Source organism: Candidatus Paceibacterota bacterium (assembly GCA_035452965.1).
Taxonomy (GTDB): Bacteria; Verrucomicrobiota; Verrucomicrobiia; order Limisphaerales; family UBA8199; genus UBA8199.
In genome coordinates this window covers 40,528-60,553 of the sequence record DAOTCE010000005.1, presented here as the reverse complement: position 1 = coordinate 60,553, position 20,026 = coordinate 40,528, and the positions used below count along the sequence as shown (strand labels likewise).

General features: G+C 61.0%; 16 protein-coding genes and 1 other RNA gene. 2 read left to right on the top strand and 15 right to left on the bottom strand.

What is annotated here, in order from left to right:
- Positions 1-312: 312 nt before the first annotated feature.
- Both P5205_06620 and P5205_06615 read right to left on the bottom strand, forming a co-directional pair.
- The gene (locus P5205_06620; protein HSA10029.1) at positions 313-996 is read right to left on the bottom strand and encodes a PEP-CTERM sorting domain-containing protein; all 684 of its coding nucleotides are present in this window, start codon (positions 994-996) and stop codon (positions 313-315) included.
- 31 nt (positions 997-1,027) lie between these two features.
- Positions 1,028-4,345 carry a leucine-rich repeat protein gene (locus P5205_06615; GenBank protein HSA10028.1) on the bottom strand — a complete coding sequence of 1,106 codons (3,318 nt, stop codon included), beginning with the start codon at positions 4,343-4,345 and terminating at the stop codon, positions 1,028-1,030.
- 974 nt (positions 4,346-5,319) lie between these two features.
- Here P5205_06615 and P5205_06610 point away from each other — a divergent pair.
- Positions 5,320-6,045: a hypothetical protein gene (locus tag P5205_06610; protein ID HSA10027.1), complete on the top strand. Its 726-nt coding sequence runs from the start codon at positions 5,320-5,322 to the stop codon at positions 6,043-6,045.
- Between the two features lie 30 nt (positions 6,046-6,075).
- On the opposite strand, the gene P5205_06605 is transcribed toward P5205_06610, so the two are convergent.
- The 11 genes from P5205_06605 to ffs all read right to left on the bottom strand — a co-directional run bounded on the left by P5205_06605 (position 6,076) and on the right by ffs (position 16,237).
- The gene (locus P5205_06605) at positions 6,076-8,130 is read right to left on the bottom strand and encodes a tetratricopeptide repeat protein (protein ID HSA10026.1); all 2,055 of its coding nucleotides are present in this window, start codon (positions 8,128-8,130) and stop codon (positions 6,076-6,078) included.
- A gap of 752 nt (positions 8,131-8,882) precedes the next feature.
- The gene (locus P5205_06600; GenBank protein HSA10025.1) at positions 8,883-9,737 is read right to left on the bottom strand and encodes a DNA glycosylase; all 855 of its coding nucleotides are present in this window, start codon (positions 9,735-9,737) and stop codon (positions 8,883-8,885) included.
- 5 nt (positions 9,738-9,742) lie between these two features.
- Entirely contained in the window at positions 9,743-9,895 is a 153-nt protein-coding gene (locus tag P5205_06595; GenBank protein ID HSA10024.1) for a hypothetical protein, read from the bottom strand.
- A gap of 15 nt (positions 9,896-9,910) precedes the next feature.
- Positions 9,911-10,447 carry an adenine phosphoribosyltransferase gene (locus tag P5205_06590; protein ID HSA10023.1) on the bottom strand — a complete coding sequence of 179 codons (537 nt, stop codon included), beginning with the start codon at positions 10,445-10,447 and terminating at the stop codon, positions 9,911-9,913.
- Between the two features lie 51 nt (positions 10,448-10,498).
- Entirely contained in the window at positions 10,499-11,353 is an 855-nt protein-coding gene (locus P5205_06585) for a sigma-70 family RNA polymerase sigma factor (GenBank protein ID HSA10022.1), read from the bottom strand.
- A 311-nt stretch (positions 11,354-11,664) separates the two neighbouring features.
- Entirely contained in the window at positions 11,665-12,513 is an 849-nt protein-coding gene (locus tag P5205_06580; protein ID HSA10021.1) for a rhomboid family intramembrane serine protease, read from the bottom strand.
- Positions 12,514-12,625: 112 nt separating this feature from the next.
- Entirely contained in the window at positions 12,626-13,243 is a 618-nt protein-coding gene (locus tag P5205_06575; protein ID HSA10020.1) for an HAD family phosphatase, read from the bottom strand.
- Between the two features lie 39 nt (positions 13,244-13,282).
- Positions 13,283-13,888: a recombination mediator RecR gene (gene recR, locus P5205_06570; protein HSA10019.1), complete on the bottom strand. Its 606-nt coding sequence runs from the start codon at positions 13,886-13,888 to the stop codon at positions 13,283-13,285.
- A 71-nt stretch (positions 13,889-13,959) separates the two neighbouring features.
- Positions 13,960-14,274: a YbaB/EbfC family nucleoid-associated protein gene (locus P5205_06565; protein ID HSA10018.1), complete on the bottom strand. Its 315-nt coding sequence runs from the start codon at positions 14,272-14,274 to the stop codon at positions 13,960-13,962.
- 51 nt (positions 14,275-14,325) lie between these two features.
- Positions 14,326-16,068, bottom strand: coding sequence for a DNA polymerase III subunit gamma/tau (gene dnaX / locus P5205_06560; protein HSA10017.1), 1,743 nt, complete (start codon positions 16,066-16,068; stop codon positions 14,326-14,328).
- Between the two features lie 72 nt (positions 16,069-16,140).
- An RNA gene (gene ffs / locus P5205_06555) (signal recognition particle sRNA small type) lies at positions 16,141-16,237 on the bottom strand.
- A gap of 347 nt (positions 16,238-16,584) precedes the next feature.
- On the opposite strand from ffs, the gene P5205_06550 reads away from it, so the two are divergent.
- The gene (locus tag P5205_06550; protein HSA10016.1) at positions 16,585-18,099 is read left to right on the top strand and encodes an ASKHA domain-containing protein; all 1,515 of its coding nucleotides are present in this window, start codon (positions 16,585-16,587) and stop codon (positions 18,097-18,099) included.
- A gap of 54 nt (positions 18,100-18,153) precedes the next feature.
- Here the strand turns inward: P5205_06550 and P5205_06545 are convergent, their stop codons facing one another.
- Both P5205_06545 and P5205_06540 read right to left on the bottom strand, forming a co-directional pair.
- Positions 18,154-19,548, bottom strand: coding sequence for a hypothetical protein (locus P5205_06545; GenBank protein HSA10015.1), 1,395 nt, complete (start codon positions 19,546-19,548; stop codon positions 18,154-18,156).
- 105 nt (positions 19,549-19,653) lie between these two features.
- Positions 19,654-20,004: a zinc ribbon domain-containing protein gene (locus tag P5205_06540; protein HSA10014.1), complete on the bottom strand. Its 351-nt coding sequence runs from the start codon at positions 20,002-20,004 to the stop codon at positions 19,654-19,656.
- Positions 20,005-20,026: the final 22 nt, after the last annotated feature.

The window sequence follows — 20,026 nt, the reverse complement described above, 5'->3', positions numbered from 1 at the left end:
TCTCGCCGTGCATCATCCTAACAGCCCATGGACTTGTGTCTGTTGGTAAGGGTGGCCCGCCAAACGCTAAACACGAAGAAACGCAGCATTGAATCCCTCTCTCCGCTGTGGCCACCGTTCACCTGCCGGGTGAAGTCAGCGTGCCGCACAAACCCTCATTCCAGCCTTTGTTTTAGCATGTTTAGCGTGTTTAGCGGGAAACTCAAACTCGCTAATGCCAGAATCGCCCTGTCCTAAACTGGGGCAGTTACTTGTCTCGTTCTACGACAGTCTGGCCCCCCAGCATCCAAGCCTTAACCGTTGCAACGCCGATCACCTGCGGCGACGGGCAATCATCAACGCGGCAGCACCCAAGCCAGCCAGTGCGAATGTAGATTGCTCAGGCACCACCGTGATCTCAAGGCCCCACTCCGTAAGCGTGCTGATATGGCCCGAGGACACGTCCGCCAGGTACAATATCCATTCCCCGTTCGGGTCCAGACCATTGAACATACCAAGCGGATTAGACCGCAACGCAGTGTCAAACAAGCCAGCCGGGGACTCCGGGTCGAGGATGCGCCCGTCGGGCTGCCATGCCCCGATCAACTGGCCGCTGGTGTTGAGCGTGTAAAAACCCGCCTGATAGAAATGCACATCCTGCGCCGCCTGGTCATCCAGGGTGAATTGGATTTGCTGGGCATCCATGCCAAACCCCGGGTCCGCATATCCAACCGCGTTCGCCGAAGAGACTCCCACTCGGTTGAGTAAAATGGCCGAACCTGAGCCGTGGGAGAGCCAGGCGTACAGATCGCCATTGTAGCCGTTGGAGATGTCCAACGTCACATTCACGTCGGAGATGACTCCTGGCATCCCACCCACAGTGCGGCTGTCCAGGTGGCCGTTCGGGTCGTTGTCCGGAATGGCGGCGCTCCCGGCGTCGAAGTAGAATGCGTAGTCTGCCTGCACGTTGAAACCGAGGCCGAGTGCAAATGTGAATGCAACTAGTTTGGAGTTCATAGGCGTTTATCTCTTGATTCCTGTTTCAGGCTCATGGGAACACCGTGCGATAGAACGCGCTGCCCGGTGGCGGGTTGCTGTCTTCAAAGCTGCCGATGCCGGCCGGGCCAACGGTCGCCGTGCCAATGGTGACCCAGGGACCCGTCACCGCCGGCGCGCGCTGGACCGAGTACGTGCGCCCAACGATCCCGGCAAAGCGGACCAGCAGTCCGCCAGGAGTGTAGACGGCCGGAAGCATGTTCGACGATGCTGTATTGCCCTCTATCACGGTGACCACTATCTCACCTGCTGCCGTGCCGCCCCAGCCATCGTTGATCATGTAAGTGAACAAATCGGAGCCGATGAAGTTAGTCGCCGGTATGTACGTCAACCCGTCTCCCGCAAGACCAACCGTGCCGCCATTCACGCTATTGGCGCTCACGCCGCTCAACCTGATCGCGTAACCCATAGGGCTTGAGGAACACAGCAGCAACTTCGCCACGGGAATCGTTAGCGGCTGGTTTTGAATCGCCTGCGCCGCCATGCTGCAAGCCGTTGGCGGAGGGGTCCACTCGAAAGCCCCAATATCGCTGCCATCACCTGCATTGGGGGTGCTTGACACATCGAATGGACGTGGCCCTCCTCGTTGGTCGGTGGCCAGGCCCCCGGAAGTTCCCTGGTCAATGCAGGGACTGTTGGTCAGCAACGCATGGGTCCAGGTCGGGCCCCCGTTGTCCTGCAACGGACCCAGGAGCGGATCGGCCCCGTAGATGTTCCCTGTCTGGTCGTTGGTTATTGTGCAACCGTTCGTGTTTTGAATCAGGTTGTAGCCCTCCGAAATCAGCACGCCGGAGAAATCATTGGGGCCGTTGCCTGCAAAGATGCTATCGTGAGCATGAAAGATTCCGCGGTTCTCAACTACCGCAGGCATATAATGCGTATTTGTGGTAAACGCAACGGTGCAATGATTCGCATAAGCTGTCGGGTTGGTGCCTCCCCACACAAAGCCGTTGAAAATTCCCCCGACATCAGCGCTATTTTCACTGACAGTGCAATTAAACATCCTGAGCTCACCTATATTGCATATTCCCCCACCCATATAGGCTCTATTTCTAGCTATCGTACAACCCACCAGCCAATTGGTTCTGTTGAGGAAGAGTCCCCCGCCGAAGTCGGCGGAACTTGCGACCACAGTTGAATTCGTAATGGCGAGGGTTCCCCAACTAGATATTCCGCCGCCCAAGAACCCGACACAATTTGACACGGTGCACCCATTGAGCGCCGCAGACCCTGCGTTATATATTCCGCCCCCGTCATAATCAGCGTATGACCGGCAGGATTCAATAACCGAAGCACTCATCGTTAGATCGCCCACGTTGAAAACCCCAGCCCCCGACACTTCCGAGTCAACCCCCATGGCAATGCAACGTGAAATTCTGCAATTCGTCATCCGCAGAGTGCCGCTGTTATAGATCCCCCCGCCGGGTCCCGTAAGGGGTCCATAGGGGGGACTATAAGGGTCGCTGCCACAATTAGCCACGACGGAGGCTTCTATTTCCATCTCCCCCTCATTGTAAATGCCCTGCCCACAACTGACAAAATTCGTGCAGTTCCGGACCACGCAGTTCAGCAACTTCAAAAAACCGCTGTTGGCGATGCCCGACGCGTAAGTGTAGATGAAGTGGGGGGGATCATAATAGCCTTCCGCCGTTCCATTGGCAATCGTGAGTCCTGAGAGCGTGTTGGTTGTTCCGCCTTCCATGTAGAAGACGCGAAACTGGTTGTTGCCGCTGATCGTGAGCAGATTGGTCCCCGGCCCGGTGATCGTGATGTTGGCTGCCAGGGCAGGTAGCGCCGAAAGCAAAGTGATCGTCCCCGTCACGTTGGAGAAGGTGATCTCACACCCGCTGGACGCATTCGCGTCTAGAATTGCTCTTCGAAGCGAACCCTCCCCCGAGTCGTTTGTGTTCGTTACCAGCGGGTTCCAGAGCACGGCTGGAAGACCGCCAAAAGTCGGACCCCAGCCCGTGGTTCCAGCCAGGTAATAGACGGTTGCATTGTTGTCACCGTTGAATACATCCAGATCACCGAGCGTGGGGGCGTTGCCCCCGAAATAGACTCCTGCCAGGCTGGCACAGTTATAGAGCGCGTGAGCTCCGATGTTGCTAACGCTGTTGGGGATCATCACGGTGGTTAGGCTGGAACAGCCATAGAACAAGCTATTCCCGATGCTGGTGACGCTGCTGGAAATGATAACGTTGGTCAGGCTAGTGCAGTCGTAGAACGCCTCGTCTCCGATGTTAGTGACGCTGTTGGGGATCGTCACGCTGGTCAGGTTGCTGCAGCCAAAGAACGCCTGGTAACCGATGCTGGTGACCGGCAGACCATAGATCGTGCTGGGGATGGTCAGGGCGCCCCTCGGCCCTGTGTATCCCGTGATGGTGATCGTGCCGTTATTGGTCGTGTAAGTAGTATATGGTGGCGGCAACAACACGGTCGGGAGGCCGCCAAAGGTCGTGCCCCAGCCCGTGGTCCCCGGCAAGCAGTAGACAGTCGCATTGTCGTCACCGTTGAATACATCCAGACCATCAAGCGTGGGGGCGTTGCCTTCAAAATAGACTGCTGTCAGACCTGCGCAATCAGCGAACGCATAACGTCCAATGCTGGTGACGCTGTTGGGGATCGTTATCCTGCTCAGACCCGTGCAATCAGCGAACGCCCAGATCCCGATGCTGGCGACGCTGTTGCCGATCGCAATGTTGGTCAGGCCGCTGCAGGAATCAAACGCAAAGTCTCCGATACTGGTCACGCTGCTGGGGATCGTATAACTTCCGGCTTTGCCCGCCGGGCACTGGATGAGCGTGGTTTGGCCCTTGTTTAACAAAACCCCACCCACACTACTATAGGCAGCATTGTTGGTATCCACTGTGATCGCTGTCAAGCCGCCACAGCCGTAGAACGCCAAGTACCCGATGTTGGTGAGGCTGTCGGGGATGGTCACGCTGCTCAGGCCGGTGCAGAATCCGAACGTCTGTTCCCCGAAGCTAGCGACGCTGTTGCCGATCGTAACGTTGGTCAGGCTGGTGCAAGCATAGAACGCGCTATTCCCGAGGCTGGTGACGCTGTCGGGGATAGTCACGCTGATCAGGCTGGCGCAGGCCCAGAACGCCTCGTCCCCGACGCTGGTGACCGGCAGGCCATCGATCGTGCCGGGGATGGTCACGTCACCGCCGGAACCGTAGTATCCCGTGATGGTGATGGCGTCGTCGTCATTGGTCGTGTAATTCCATTGGGCTTGCACCACGGCGGGTAGCGTCACAAACTGCAACGCCAGCGCAATGACTGCAAAGTTTGATCGGATTGCTTTCATAACACTCTCTTGGGGCAAGACACTCCTTCGGGTCTCCGGGTCTCCACACTTTCAACCCAAGCCCCGGAGTCACCAACACCGCAATGGCCCAAAAACTCCATAAATCGAGCGCATTATTGAGCCATAGAGGTGCTAATACAAAACGAGAAACTACGCGAAAGCGTTCCGGTAAAGTACGGACAGCCAGAAAGCCACGACTAAAGGTGCCTGCCAAGGGCGGATTGCCGGCCTAATTTCTCTGCTCGCCCACACTGCCGCAACAAGGCATGACCAGCGTCATGTGCCTCACCTCCTTGTTGTCATAGTTGTTGAGAATACCTGCGCTGCTATTTCCACTGCTCCACCACTCCACCGCCCCGGCATACACTTCGTGCCAATTCGTGGAATTCGTGTCTGCCAGCCGCCCTGCCCGCTCTTCCTCCCCTGGGAAAAGACTAGTCGTCTCCCCGCTGCCCCTCCATTACTCTGCCCCCGTCAATCAGCGCGGCGGCGTGGCGTCCGATTGGCCGGCCAAAAACATCCCGGTGGGATGTGAAGCAGCCCCCGGTCTTGCCGGGCCTTTCTCGGTGAGGAGGGGAGAGCGGCGAACGCGTGAGTGCGCGTCGAGAGCAGTTGACTTGCCCCACTCGCTGGTGGTGGGGCGCATCGGTTAGTGGACAGTGACGGATTTCACTCCGTCTGCATGGCAAAAGGCTGATTATGAGCGAGCGGCGGTTAGTAGTTCACCCCCGATCGGTGGGGCTAGATCTGATTTCTGCCTCGTTTCTGCCTCACCCGGCAGCCGCCGGCCTGCAGAATTGGATTTTAGGTCATTTATGTCATTTAAAGTCATCTTTAGTCATTCGAGTCATCCGTGGTCGGATTTCAAAATCTGGTAACGTTTTGGTAAAGTTTTGGTAAAGTTTGTGTCCCTTTTTGACCACTGCTGGTCGAGGAAACGAGAATCGGACCGGCTTGGGACTGTGTTTGGACCCATGTCATCGGAACATGAAGTTTTCAAAAGCACGAGGTTCGGTCCTCGCGCGCGCGGCTCTGCGATAGCACTCGCCGCTGCGATTGTCGTTGGGTCCCTGCTTTCTTCTTGGACCGGACACGCGCAGATTGGCAAGGGCCATCAAATCCTCATCAACCGCGGTTTGCAGATCGAGGGCCTGGTGGCCACCTATGACACGTTCACCCTAAGCCGGTATTCTAACGCCAACTACACCGCGATCATCTGGCTCTGGGATCCGCCGCGGTCGTATGATTCGATGTCGGTTCTTGGCGCCGCTCCGGGTTTTCCCTGGGCGCGGTGGGTAGCCGGCGAGAACGACATGCCCCCGCTCGGCGGGGAGTCGGCCTGCTTGAGCCAGCTCGTGAACCTGCAATTAGCCGACGAGTGGAATCTCAACGATGACGCCATCCGGACGCGCGCGGTCAATTGGTTCAACAACGTCCGCACCAACTGGCCCAACACCATCCTCTCGGCGAACAACTGGGGCGGCCAGATCAGCGACGCGAACCTTGCTGATTTCATCACCCGCGCCCAGCCGGACATGATCTGCTTCGACACCTATCCCTGGCAATGCGTGCACGACCTCAACGCGCCCGGCCATGTTGGCCCGCCGATCGCCGGACCGCCCACCACCTGGTACAGTCATTTGCGGACCTACCGGGACATTGCTCGCGCCCTAAGCCGCGTGTTCCCGTCAGGACAATGATGCAATCTGCGCGGTCCTGGAGGCAGCCCTTCATGGGCCGGATCGGCCCGTCAGAGACTTGAGTTGATTCTGCGCCTCAGCGTAATCCGGCTTGAGCCGCAACGCCTCTGTGAGATGGTTTATGGCTTCTTCGCGCTTACCCAGGCGCAGAAGGGCCAGCGCAAGATTGAAGTGCGCCTCGGGATTAACCGCATTCAGTCGGATGGCCTCGCGGTAGTGGTCTATGGCTTCCTCCGCCTTCCCTTGCTCAGCCAGCGCGTTGCCCAGGTTGTTATGGGCCTGAGGATCCTCCGGTTTGAGGCGCAGCGCGGTTTGGTATTCCTTTATGGCCTCATCCAGCTTGTGTTGCACGGCTAACGCGTTGCCCAGGTTGCTGTGCGCGCTGGCGTAATTGGGTTTGTAACGGATTGCGGCATAGAAGTGGGGCACGGCCTCATCCAGCTTCCCCTTCATGGCAAGAGCGATGCCGAGGTTATTGTGCGCGTCGGCATGTTCCGGCTTCTGTTCCAGCACAATCCGATAGTGCTGGATAGCCTCGTCAATCCGGCCAAGCTCGGACAACGCATTACCCAGGTTGTTGTGGACCTCGGCGTGATTGGGCCGCACCCGCAAGGCGGCCTCGTATAGCGGGACAGCTTCAGCGAACTTCTTCTGGCCGGCCAGCGCATAGCCGAGGTTGTTGAGAGCGTCCTCGTAAGCGGGATTGATCTTCAAGGCCATGCGGTAGTTCTCCATCGCCTCGGAGGTCCTGCCTCGGCCGTTCAGGTAGAATCCCAGGTTATTGTAGGCGAGGTAGTTGTTGGCCGTTACTTGGACAGCGTGCCGGAAGAGGGCCTCACTATCGCGCCAGAACCGGATTTGCCGTTCAGTCAGCAAAGCGCAGACTGCCAGCGACAACGCGGCCACTATAGCCAGCACCCCCCCGCGCCAAGGCCGCTCGGGGACCAGTTCCTCAAGCCCCCACGCCACCATAATGAACAGCCCGATGAGGGGGAGATAGGTATAGCGGTCGGCCATGGACTGGATGCCCACCTGCACCAGTCCGATAACCGGCACCAGCGTGCCGCAAAACCACAACCAGCCCACGGCCAGGTATGGCCTTCGGCGCGCCAACAGAAAGACAACAACGCAGACAGCCACCAGCAGGACCGCGGACCCAACCACCTGCCAGGCAGGCCAATGGCCCGGATGGGGATAGAGGATCGAAAGGTCCTTAGGCCACAACATCTTGCCGATGTATCGGACGTAAGAAACAAGCGCGTTAGCAAGGCGCTCCCCGAGCGTCAGGCTGGTCGAGACGGCGCCGCCTTTGCGTTGCACGATAAAGGTGATCACGCTCGAAGCCGCCGCCAGCAGAAGGAACGGCACCTTTTCCAGAACCAACCGCCCGACGGCTGCACACCGGAAACGCCGCAACGGCCAATAATCCAGCAGCACCAGCACAAACGGCAGCGTGACGAGCATCGGCTTGCTCATCAGGCCCAGGCCGAAGCAGCCGAGGGCAAGCAGATACCAGATGCCGGGTCCCAAACGGCAACCGCAGGACCACGACGCGATGGATGAGGCCGGTTGCCCGCCGCTGACCTCCAGCCCCGGCCTCCTGCCTTCAGCCACCGGCATTCCGCCTTCGGCATATCTCGCATACGCCCAAATTGTCAGCAGAAAGAAAAACGCGCTGAGCACATCCTTGCGTTCCGAAGCCCAGGCGACCGATTCGACGTGGAGCGGGTGCAAGGAAAACAATCCCGCAACCACCAGGCTGCGCCACAGCGCGCCCGTCATGCACCGCAAGAGCAGAAAGAGCAGGAGGGCGTTGGCGATGTGAAAGGCCACACTCACCAAGTGGTGGCCGCCGGCGTTGAGGCCGAATAGCTGGCTGTCCAGCATATGCGAAAGCCAGGTCAGCGGATGCCAATTGCTGGCGTGGCCGGTAGTAAAAGCCCAGACAATGTTCGTCCACTTCAGTCCGCCCTGGACGTGCGTGTTCTCGGTGACATAGTCCGAATCGTCGTAGTTGACAAAACCCTGCCAGGCAACGGGCAGGAAGATGGCCACCGTGAGCAGCGCCAGCAACAGGCAAAGCACACTCGGACGCCGCAGTCTCTCCCGCCAGTCGAAACCCCGGGCGGGTGAATCGGTTCTCCTGGCTGAGGGGGTTCTTGCTCGCGCAGTCATCACTGTTAGTGGCAGGGCAAGAAGCTATCCAAAAGGCCGCCTGCCCGAAACATAAAATCACGCTGGGAACGTGGGCATTCCCACCACTCTCCGAGGGATCCGCACCGTATCCTCACCGTATCCACACTGTCTCCACACCGTGGATACAGCCTTGACATCGCCGGTGCGTTTCAGCCTAACACACTGTCATTATTGAACTTATGCCAATCCAGGCCCAAAATCACCATTTTCCTGACCCCGAATCCGATAAATTGCTGTCACTATTGAACCTCCGCTACGTCTTGAGCCCGATGGGCCAGTTTCGTCTCTCAAAGCAACGAGGGAAGCACAGCGATGCTCGCACCAGCGGCACCATGGCGGTCATTCTGGCAGATAATGCGCCAACCTGGCACACTTCAGATTGTGGCATTTCGGCCCTGTGCCATCCTGGCACACCCTGACTGGTAGCCGCAGGCGCCCCTCCGAAGGGCCCGGCGCACATGAGGGCGAATCCCGCCTCTACCCCGCTGAGCAGAGCATCCGTCAGCACTGCCTTCGCCATGGGAAGAACGCACCTCCGGAACTCAGTGGCGTTGACAAGGCCACGAAGACCGGCAATCAAAGCACAATAAAGACGTCAAACCGGGGATCCGGCTGCCGCAGCTCCATGATCCGCCCTTGATTCAGCCGCGACCTGTGACTCGCATATAGTGGAACAAGTACTGTTGGGCGTAGCCGGAGCGGGAACCGAAGTGCTCAGCGGCGAAGCGATGCAGGCGCCTGGCGTTGACCCGGCGGCGAGGGAAGTAAAGCTGCCGCAGCGCCCTCATGACCCAGACATCCACGGGGAAAGCAGACTGGAATCCGTACGCAAAAAGCAGCACACAGTCGGCGATCTTCCGCCCCACGCCGGGCAAGCGCATTAGCTCCGCGCGGGCGGCTTCGATCGGCAGCCGCCCCACGTGCGCCAGCTCGAATTCACCGTCGGCGATCCGGCGGGCGGTTGCCAGCAAGTAGTGCGCGCGGAATCCCATCTTGCAGTCCCGCAACTCGGCCTCGGTGGCGCGCGCCAGGCGGGCCGCGCACGGGAACGCATTTATGCCCGCGCAGCCTCGCGCCACCGCCAGCGGCTCCCCGTAACGTTCGCACAGCAAGGCAACGATCTGTCGGATTTGCACTATCTGTTTGCTGGAGGACAGGATGAACGAGGCCAGGCATTCCCAGGGATCCTGGCGCAGCAAGCGCAAGCCCCGGCTCGCGGCAACAGCAGCGCGCATTGGTTCGTCCTCGGGAAACGTCCGCACCACCTCGCCCAGGTCAATCTCCAGTTGCAGGTAATGCGTCAGCCAGTCCCAGTCGGACACCGGTTCCGCTGTCTCTGCTGTCAAGGTCCCCTGCCCTGCACGAAGCCGGACCCAACGGGCGCCAATCACGCCAATCCAATACGGGTCTTGCCACACCCAACGGAAGACTTGCCCGCTGGTTAGCGTGGCAGCCAAATCATAATCCCGCACTGCAAAGGTTCTCGTTGTTTCCAAGCCAATTACCCCAGGCCGCGGCAGGCAAACGGCTGCATCGTGACCGCCAGGCGGGCGTTGCTTGCCGTCAAGGGAATCGCCGCGCCGAAGACAAGATTGATCCACCCAGGCTTAACGAAGGCCAACCGCTCAATGTCCAGCGTTGGCGGCCAGTTCATCCGGCAGGGCCACGCTCAGTAGACGACCAGCGACCGCACCGGGTAGTCCTTGAGCTTCCCACGCCCGGCCAGGAAGCTCAGCTCGATCAGGAAGGAGATCTCCAGGATGCGGGCTTCCAACCGCTGCACAAGCGCCGCCGCGGCGGCGGCCGTACCGCCGGTGGCCAGCAAATCATCAATCAGCAAGACACGGCTGCCCGCCTTAAGGGCATCCGCGTGGAGAGCCACCGTGGCGGTGCCATATTCCAGTTTGTATTCCTGCTCCAGCGTGCGGTACGGCAGCTTGCCCTTCTTGCGCACCGGCACGAACCCAGCCTGCAGCTTGACCGCGGCGGCGGCGGCGAAAATGAAACCGCGGGCATCAATTCCCACCACGGCGTCCACGTCGCCGGGCTTGAACGGCGCGGTCAGCAGATCAATGCTCGCCGAGAACAACCGGGCATCCGCAAGCACCGGCGTGATGTCCTTGAACTGGATGCCGGGCTGCGGGAAGTCTGGAATGTTGCGAATAGCCTTCTGGATGTCGGCAGGCGTCGGGCGTGGGTAGCTCATAGGGAATGGGTCTAGGACGGGTTTGGCCAAGAAACACTTGCGCTGGGGTGTTTAGCTCTTGGTCGCCTCCATCTTCTCAATCATCTTGCGCAGCTTCTTCAAGGCGATGTTCTGAATCTGCCGCACTCGCTCACGGGTGACGCCAAACTTGGCCCCCACTTCTTCCAGCGTCTTTTGCGGACCGCCGTCCAGTCCGAAGCGCGCCCGCAGAATGGTCGCCTCGCGGTGGTCGAGCGTCTTGACCATCTCCCGCAGCATCTTGGTCACCGTCTTGCCTTCGAGATGCTGGTAGGGCGTATCGGCGCTTTCGTCCTGCACAACCTCGGAGAAGTTGTTCGAATCCTCGTCGCCAATGGGCGCGTCCAGCGAGGCGGGCCGAATGGCGGCCATGCGCATCTGCGAGACGCGCGAGGCGCTGATGCCCAGCTCTTCGCCCAGCTCTTCGTCCGTCGGCTCCCGGCCCAGCTCCTCCTGCAAGCGCATCGAGGTGCGGCGCATCTTGGAGATCTTGTCCACCAGGTGCACAGGCAGGCGAATGGTCTTGGATTGGTTGGCCAGCGCTCGCTTGATGGACTGCTTGATCCACCACGAACCGTAGGTGGACAGCTTGCCGCCCTTGGCCGGGTCAAAGCGTTCCACGGCCTTCATCAGGCCGATGTTGCCTTCGCTGATCAGGTCCAGCAGCGGCAGGCCGATGCCCTCGTAGTCGCGGGCGATCTTCACGACCAGACGCAGATTCGCCTTGATCATTTGCTCGCGGGCCTTCTTGTCGCCCTTCTTGATGCGCGCCGCCAGCTGGATCTCCTCCTCCGGCGTCAGAAGTTTGACCTGCCCGATCTCACGCAGGTAGAGCTTGATAGCCGTATCGCCGTCGTAGCTCGAACGCTCCCGCTCGCGCGCGGGCAACTGGTCTTCGGTCTCGGCCTCCACGGCTGCAGCCGCCACCTCGAGCTCCTCGGGCCTGATGGTCTCCTCTGCGAGCGGCTCTTTCGCCTCACGCGCCGTCTTGCGCTCGGGCACTTCGCGGCGCTTCGACACCCTGGCGCGGCGCTTCGGCAGCGCCCGCGCTTTGGGCGCTTGCGCTCGGCGCAGACGGTGGCGCTGTTTTCGCCGGGCCGTCCTTTGACTTTTCTTCTGAGGGGCCATGAACCGGGTTACGAATTTAGGCGCTGTGGGTGACTTGGCAACCAAATAAAGCAACCAAATGAAACGACCGCTTACAAAGTGCCACCTCGCAAGGCCAGCCACCAGGGCACAATGATCAGCAGGGCGAAGGCGAGTCCGCCGACGAGATTGGCGTTGGACTTTTGCGCCACGGACGGGCAGAGGTTCAGCAGCGCGCCCAGGAGCAAGCCGCATACAAATCCTCCCAGGTGGGCCATCACATCGGTTCCCGGTGTCAGCGCCAGCAGCACGAACAGCATCACCCCGCCGCAGATGCCGCCCAGAGCAAACTTCCATGCATGGAACGTTTGCCGCCACACCGAAAACGATTGCACGGCCAGCAGCCCCAGGCTGCCCATGACCATTCCCGATGCCCCCAGGCTTCGATGCGTTTGGAGCGAGATGAATCCCGCAAGCAGGTTGCCGCCGGCCCCGGCCAAATACGCCGCCAGCAGTCCCGCGCCCGTCCCGTAGCGCCCCATCGTCAGCCCAAGCAACAACAGTCCAAGGGCCGAATTGGTGGCCAGGTGAGCCAGATCAGCATGGAGCCAGACGGCCGTGAAAAGCCGCCACCACTGCCCGCGCGACACCTCGGCCCAATCCATGACTCCGATGGATTGCAGCCCAGTGCGCGGGGTCAACCAGAAGAACAGGCACGCCAACAAAACCCAGGCCAGGCTCCCCCAATCGAACAGCAAGCCGGGCCCGAAAACCGGCTGCTGCCATGGCCAGCCCCGATTCTCGAGGCGATACTGGCGGAGCGTCTTGAGCGCGTGTTCATACTCCCGCCTGGCCACCACCAAACCCCAGCCTGTGCCGTCCTCAGCCTGGTCAATCGCGGTCTCGATGCCCTGGCTGACCAGCACGAGGCTCCAGTCCATCGCCTGGCGTTGTGAGCGCACAGGAATTCTCGCGGTCGCAGGCTCCATTGGCTCGGATCCTATCCGCCCTGCTCAACCCGTGCAACTCAAGTAACTTGTCTGCCTCTTTGACCGCGGCTCAGGCGCCCCCTCCTCAACTGTGATTCAGCAGGCCGAGCTGCCGAATCGCAGCCAGGGTCTTCTCTGGCGATTCCTGGAGGATGGCCTGCCAGCCGCGCGCGGCGCCCGCGGCAACGTTCTCCGGACGGTCGTCCAGATAAAGCAGGTCCGCGCCGTGCGCGCCGGCCCGGCGTTCGAGGACTTCGTACAGCCGGGCGTCGGGTTTCATTGCGCCATGCTCATAGGAAAGAATGTGGCCATCGAAGCTCGCGTAAAAGGGGAAGGTGCGGCGGATGTGCTCGATCGCAAGCTCGTTCGTGTTGGAAAAAGCGTAAGCTCTGAGGCCGCGCCGCTGCAGCGCCGCTTGAAGCTGAATCATCGGCTCAATCGGAGAGAAGATGTCGGCGAAGCACTGGCTGAACTCGGCGAGGCTGCCAAGGAAGCCGGTCACGCGGCGAATTTCATCGAAGAACTGCTGCGTAGTCACCGCGCCGGACTCGTACTGCAGGAACAGCGGGGACTGCTGGATGAACTGCGCGATCTCGGCCAGCGTCATCTTGCCGCGCGCGGCGATTCGCCGCGCTGCGATGGCGTAGTCGAAATCCACCAGGACTTTGCCCAGGTCAAAAACTACAACAGATGGAAGGTGCATGAGTGGGACGTTGCATCAGTCACATGGTTAGGCGGGCCTCTACGAGGTCATCTCCCTCCGCCCCTCCAACGCGCGGCTGAGGGTTAACTCGTCGGCGAATTCTAGTCCCGTGCCGGCGGGCAGCCCATAGGCGATGCGCGTGATCTTCAAGCCCTGCCGGGCCAGTTGCTTCGCCAGGTAAAAACCCGTGGCGTCGCCTTCCACATCGGTTCCCAGGGCCAGGACAATTTCCTTGATCACTCCCTGCGCCAGCCGCCGCTCCAGCTCGGCGATGCGCAAGTCCCCCGGCTCCACTCCCCCGAGCGGCGAGATGCGCCCCCCCAGCACGTGGTATTGGCCGTGAAAGGTGCCGGACTTCTCGAGGCTGAGAATGTCCACCGGCCGCTCGACCACGCACACCAGGGCGGCATCCCGGCGCGGGTCGGCGCAGATCCCGCAGGGCGACTGCTCGGTAAGTGCGCCGCAAACCTCGCAGAAACGGACCTGCTCCCGGGCATGAACAATGGCATCGGCGAGCTGCCTGGCGGCGCCGGGATCGGCCTGCACAAGGTGCAGGGCAATGCGTTCCGCCGAGCGCGGCCCGATGCCGGGCAGCTTGCTCAACGCCCCGATCAGGGAACTGATTGGCTCAGGCAATGCAGCCACTTGAAAAGGCGTCGCTCCTTGCGTGTTGCGGGACGGCGGGTCGGGCTCTCAATCCTTAACCATCACCTTCACTACGCAGTCAACCCCGGCAGGTTGAATCCGGCGGTGGCCTTGCCCATCTCGTCGCTGGAAATCTTCTTGGCCTGCTCGAGGGCCTGGTTGGCCGCGGTCAGAATCATGTCTTCGAGCACCGGCGCATCCGACGGGTTCAGCGCCTGCGGATCAATCTTGATCGCGGCAATCGTGCCGTCGCACTTCGCCACGACCTTCACGGCACCGCCGCCACTGGTCGCTTCAACCGTGCGGCTGGCTAGCGAGGCTTGGATTTGTTCCATCTGCTGCTGCATACGCGCAGCTTGCTTCATGAGTTTCCCGATGCTGGACATGTCTTGTTGTTTGTAGTTGTTGGTTGATGATTGATCGCGTAGCGACGAAACTCAGGCGCGGACATCCACAATCTGGCCCTTGAACTTCTCCAGCGCCTTCTGGATCAGGGGATCGTCCTTGAAATCGTCCTTGCTAAACGGCACGGAGGCGAGCTTCGCCTTGGCGGGCGCGGCGGCGGTCCGGGCGGCGGCGGAAGCCTTGGGAGCAGGTCCGGCAGCCGGGGCCGGGGCCGGGGGAGCTGTCCGTCCCGCGGCCAGCGTGGGAGCCTCGGCCTTGATGAACTTGATCTGAACACTGGGGTGGCCCAGTTCAAGCAGCTTGGTCCGCAGCAACTCGTGGTTGCGGGCATTGTCCACCAGCCCGAGACGATCCTCGAATTCAGGATCGAAACCGATGGTGAACACGTTCTGCTGGAACGAAACCGGGTGCGCCTCAAGCAAGTAGGAGCGAGTAAACGGGCTGACGCGACCAACCGATTCCACCAGGCCGGCCCACAACTCCTCCAGGTCTCCCGCCGGCGGAGGCGGCGCGTCCGCCGACGGCTGGCTTGCAGCCGCGGGCGTGGACAGCGAACTTGACGGGGCAACGGCGCGCAGAGGCTTCGAGCTGCCCGTCGCCGGTGGGGACGTTGTGCCGGCGGCATCACCGGCCCCGCCACCACGCAGGTTCTGGAGTTGCTTGAGAAGCGAGTCAATGCTCACCGCGCTGCGCGCCTCAATGGACTTGAGCAGGGCAACTTCGATCAGGATCTTCTTGGAAATGGCATCCCGCATTCCCGCCTCCGCCTCCGCCAGCACTTCCATGATGCGCGTGAGCCCCTCGGCGCTGGCCATGGCGGATTGCTCTTTGAGCGACCCGGCCTCGGCCTCCGAAACCTCCAGCATCTTCAGGTCGCCACGAGAGACCTGGAAAATAAGCAGGTTGCGGAAATGATTCAGCAGGTCGGACAGCAGCCGCCCCAGGTCCTTGCCGTGATTCGCCAGGTCGTTCAATTGGCGCAAGGCCGTCTCAACTTCGCCCGCCAGCACCGCCCGGGAAAGCTCCAGCAGTTGGCCCTGGGCAGTCAGGCCAAACATGGATAGCACGTCGGATTCCTCGATCTTGTCACCGCAAAAGCTGATGAGCTGGTCGAGCGCCGATTCCGCGTCGCGCATCGCGCCTTCGGCCCCGCGCGCTATCGCATAAAGCGCGGCTGGGTCTATCTTGACCTCCTCCAGCCCGGCGATGTGCGTCAGATGCTTGGCAATCAGCGCCGCCGGGATGCGCCGCAAGTCAAACCGCTGGCAGCGCGACAGGATGGTGGGCAGCACCTTCTCCGGGTCGGTCGTGGCGAACATGAACTTCACATGCGCGGGCGGTTCTTCCAGCGTCTTGAGCAGCGCATTGAATGCCGCCGTCGAGAGCATGTGGACTTCGTCAATGATGTAGATCTTGAACCGGGAGCTGGCCGGGGCGTACTTGCAGGTCTCGCGCAGCTCCCGCACCTGCTCGACGCCGTTGTTGCTGGCGCCGTCGATCTCGAACACGTCCAGCGATCGGCCCTCGGCGATCTCCTGGCAGCGAGCGTCCTTGTCGTCGAAATCCACCTTGGGGCCGCCCTCGCAGTTGAGGCACTTGGCGAAGATGCGGGCGATGGTCGTCTTGCCCGTGCCGCGCGGTCCGCAGAACAGGTACGCGTGCGCGATGCGCTTCTGCTCGATGGCGTGGGCCAGCGTCTGCGTGACGTGTTCCTGTCCCACGACATCCTGGAAGCGCTGTGGGCGATATTTGCGAGCGATGACCTGATAACTCATACAACAGCCGACGGCTCAGCGCAGAGGCGGTCTTGACTCTCCGCCTGCTGCGTTCTGCCTTCTGAATTCGAAAAGTGCCAGGGTGACCACGGCAGATGCGGAGCAGACTGCCGTTGCTGCCTTCCGGCCCTGGCGGGGTTCGTAAGTCCACAGTCCATGGGCCCTGGCAGCCTCAAATCTGCCCCATCGCCCCCACCGCTTCAAGGCCAAATTGTTACCCGAATTTGTTACCCGTGTTGCGCACACAACGCCTATGCATGAAGCCCAGGAGGGCACGGCTATTCCTGCGCTCCGATGAGTGAGGTGCGCCCGGGCAAGAGCCAAGTGCTTGAATTCTCTCGAATGCGCCTTGGGCGCCAGCTAATCTAACGCACGCATTGCTGAATTTATGACAGCCCTGTCCGGATACCTGACACTTGGCACGCGCCGCCTACAGGGCGCAGCCGCCAACGCCAGTCGGCGCCGACTAACGTCGGCGGCTGCTCTGGTTGGGGAAATGGGCCCTAGCAGAGCGTAATGAGGGATTTCATCAAAATCGAGCTGCTGCCACATGGCAAGGTGCTGCGGGTCAAACGCGGCACAGCCTTGCAGGACGTGCTCTTCGCACAGGGGGTCGAATTCCCGTGCGGCGGACGGGGGCAATGCAAGGGCTGCCGGATCAAGGTGCTGGGCGGAACACTGCCGATTACTCCAGAGGAGAGACAGAAGCTCACCGAACCAGAATTGGCCGAGGGCTGGCGGCTGGCATGTCGCAGTCAGGCACTAGGCGACTTGAAGATCGAACTGGCCCAATGGGAGGCGGCTATTCTCACCGACGATTCGGTGTTTGCCTTCACGCCGCAGGAGGGACTAGGCATCGCGGTTGACCTGGGCACTACCACGATTGTGGCACAATTGGTGGATCTGCAGACCGGCCGCGTGCTGGGCGTGCGCGCCGCGCTGAACGCGCAGGCCAGGCACGGCGCGGATATCATGAGCCGTGTCGAGTTTGCCGTGGCCGGCCAAAGCCAGCACATATTGCAGAACCTGGTTCGCCGGCAAATCGGCAGCCTGGCGCGCGAATTGGTGATGGTGGCCTCACCCAGCGAACATGAAGTCAGAAATGTGGTGCTGGTCGGCAATACTGTGATGCACCATTTGTTCTGCGGCGTGAGCCTCGAACCGCTTTCGCATTACCCGTTCGAGCCGGTTTCGCCGGGCTTGCAGATGTTCGACGCCGCTCAACTGGCCTGGCATTTGCCCGGGAATCCGGCAGTGCGGTTCCTGCCCTGCCTCGGCGGATTCGTCGGCAGCGACATCTTGGCGGGTCTGCTGGCGACGAAGTTGCACGAAGGCGACCAGTTGGCTGCGTTGATTGACTTGGGAACGAACGGTGAGATCGTGGTGGGCAACCGGGAGCGCATGCTGTGCGCATCCACGGCGGCGGGGCCGGCGTTTGAAGGGGCGCGCATCTCGATGGGCATGCGGGCGGCAACCGGCGCCATTTCGGAAGTCCACGTGCAGGAAGGCCGGCTGCATTGCCATGTGCTGGGCGATGTTGCGCCACGGGGGCTTTGTGGAAGCGGACTCGTGGATGCGGTGGCGGCAGGGCTGGACTTGGGTTGGATATCACCCAAGGGACGGATGACCCAAGGCGATTCGCTCGCGCTGGCGGGGTCGGTTTCCCTCAGCCAATGGGACGTGCGGGAGCTACAATTAGCCAAAGGCGCGATTGCCGCGGGCTTGCGCATCCTGCTCGATCGGTGGGGCGCGACGAAGGATGCCCTCAAGCACGTATCGCTGGCCGGGGCGTTCGGCAATTATATCAATCATGACAGCGCGCGGCGAATCGGACTGTTGGATTTCGCCGCAGACAAAATCAGACCAGCGGGCAACACGGCACTGCTGGGAGCCAAACTGGCGCTGTTCGGGCTGGAGCAGCAAGACGGCGCCTATCCCGATATCCTGGCCAGAATTAAGCACCTCTCGCTGAATGACGATGCAAGCTTCCAGGAGACGTTTGTGGCGGAAATGGTCTTCCCCGAGAAATAGCTCAGCAGGCTGCAAGACCCCCGCAGGACTCTGCGCCAACCCTGCAGGCCGGTATCAGCGAGGGGTAGCAGGCGTTTCGGCAGGCGAAGCGGCGTCGATTGGTTTAGGCGCGGGGCGCAGAGCCTGGCGACGGGCGTCCAATGCATCCAACTGTTGGACGGCTGCCTCGGCCGCCCGGCGCCGGCTTGCCTTTCGGACAAAGGGGAGCACCGCCCCGCTGCGATCGCGTTGCTGCAGGTAGGTTGCGATGACCCCATGATAATCCTGCACCAGACCGATTAACTCGGGGGCCATCCGCAGCCCAAGCAATTCCAGATCGCGCAGGACGCCTTGGAGCGCCGGGGTCTGCCGCATTGGATCCCATTCCCGGATGATCGTCTGCAGCGAAACGCTGGCGTGCAGCGGCAGCTCGTTGGTGCCGGTGCGGACCTGGATGGCGAAGTGGATGGACTGGTCCAGTTTCTGCCAGCTTTCCTCCAGCGGCCACGTTTGGGTCGGATCGCGCGCGTTCACTTGCGCCCGGGACAGAGCCCACCACTTTTCCACGTCCAGCGCGCGTCCGAAGTGAACGCGAAAGGCCTCCAAAAAGGCAAACTGCCAGTTGAGATATTGCGGCAGCCGGTCGAGCATTGCGCGGAGATTGGCCCGGCCATCCGGCATGCGGAGCAGTTCGCCCACAAACAGTTGGGCGCTGCCGGAGTAAAGGTCGCCGGCGTCGCCGGATAGTTGATCTTCGGCGGGCCAGCTCAAGTCATCGAAACTCAGTGGCGAGCGCCCGCGCAGCTTCTTCTGGACTTGTTCCGTCAGGGTTGAACGACGGGCGTTGCTCTGAGTGGCGCTAAGACTGACGCCGCGAGCGCTCTCCGTGGGCGGGGCGAGGATGATCTCCTCGGCGCTGGAGTCCAGCAGCAGTTGGGTGAAGCCTTCGCTGAGCCAAAGCGGGATCTCCGCAGCGTGAGCCCGGGCCTTGCGATTGGCCATCTCAGTCAGCAACATTTGCACAATTGACCGCACATACCGGGTGCGCTCAACCACATCTGGCATATCAAGCTTATATTGCCAGCCAGTGGTGAACCGCTCCGCAGTGATCGTGATGGTGTCGCTGGCAGACCGGGCGGGATAGAGCGCCAGGTAAATCGTTCCACGCCACGGCGCCGTGGCATCCAGCTCGCGCAGAAGAATCTGTTTAATGCGCTCGCATGACACCGCCACCAGGGTCGGCTCCAGCTGAACGTAACCCTGGCTCTTCGCTACCTCCAGGATGGGTGGAATGGAACCGGGAGAACGCCCGGCATATACCATGAATTGGCCGGATTGGCTCCGTGCCGAAACCAGACCAGTCGGCGAAACCGGCGCGCTGGCTTCGCTCCGCAAAGCACCCAGGCCTAGCGCCGCCGTGGCTGCCAGCACCGCCCCAAGCCTATGTCCGGCTTGAACCTGCTTTGTCATTCGCGGCCGTCAGTTGTCCTCGTCAGAAATCCAACTCCAAACTAGCGCATCAACCATGCCCCTGATCCGTCGAACCCCATCGTCGGCCTGGTGGTCCGGAGCGCATCACTTCTTCTCTGCGGGAGCTTTGGATTGCTTGCTCGGCGACTTGGCCGGTGCCGGCTTGCCACCCTGGTTTGAGGCAGGCTTCTCGGTCCCGCTGGAGGAACTCGCGGGGGCGGACTCCTTCTTGGCGGCTTCCTTATACTTGTCGCTCCGGTAATCGGTAATATAGAAACCGCTGCCCTTAAATATTAAGCCCGCGCCTGCGCCAATGGCGCGTTTTACCTTGCCTTTACCCCAGCGCTTCTGTGCGCACGAGTCTTCCGGGCAAACGGTCAGCGGGGCGGCCGAAATCGGTTGAAACTTCTCAAACTGGTGCCCGCACTTCTCGCAGATGTATTCATAGGTCGGCATAACTGGTATGTAAATAATCGGC

Coding starts and splice junctions, on each gene's coding strand:
- P5205_06620 (HSA10029.1), bottom strand. CDS start 996: ATGAACTCCAAACTAGTTGCATTCACATTTGCACTCGGCCTCGGTTTC.
- P5205_06615 (HSA10028.1), bottom strand. CDS start 4,345: ATGAAAGCAATCCGATCAAACTTTGCAGTCATTGCGCTGGCGTTGCAG.
- P5205_06610 (HSA10027.1), top strand. CDS start 5,320: ATGTCATCGGAACATGAAGTTTTCAAAAGCACGAGGTTCGGTCCTCGC.
- P5205_06595 (HSA10024.1), bottom strand. CDS start 9,895: ATGAACTGGCCGCCAACGCTGGACATTGAGCGGTTGGCCTTCGTTAAG.
- P5205_06590 (HSA10023.1), bottom strand. CDS start 10,447: ATGAGCTACCCACGCCCGACGCCTGCCGACATCCAGAAGGCTATTCGC.
- P5205_06575 (HSA10020.1), bottom strand. CDS start 13,243: ATGCACCTTCCATCTGTTGTAGTTTTTGACCTGGGCAAAGTCCTGGTG.
- P5205_06565 (HSA10018.1), bottom strand. CDS start 14,274: ATGTCCAGCATCGGGAAACTCATGAAGCAAGCTGCGCGTATGCAGCAG.
- dnaX (HSA10017.1), bottom strand. CDS start 16,068: ATGAGTTATCAGGTCATCGCTCGCAAATATCGCCCACAGCGCTTCCAG.
- P5205_06550 (HSA10016.1), top strand. CDS start 16,585: ATGAGGGATTTCATCAAAATCGAGCTGCTGCCACATGGCAAGGTGCTG.
- P5205_06545 (HSA10015.1), bottom strand. CDS start 19,548: ATGACAAAGCAGGTTCAAGCCGGACATAGGCTTGGGGCGGTGCTGGCA.
- P5205_06540 (HSA10014.1), bottom strand. CDS start 20,004: ATGCCGACCTATGAATACATCTGCGAGAAGTGCGGGCACCAGTTTGAG.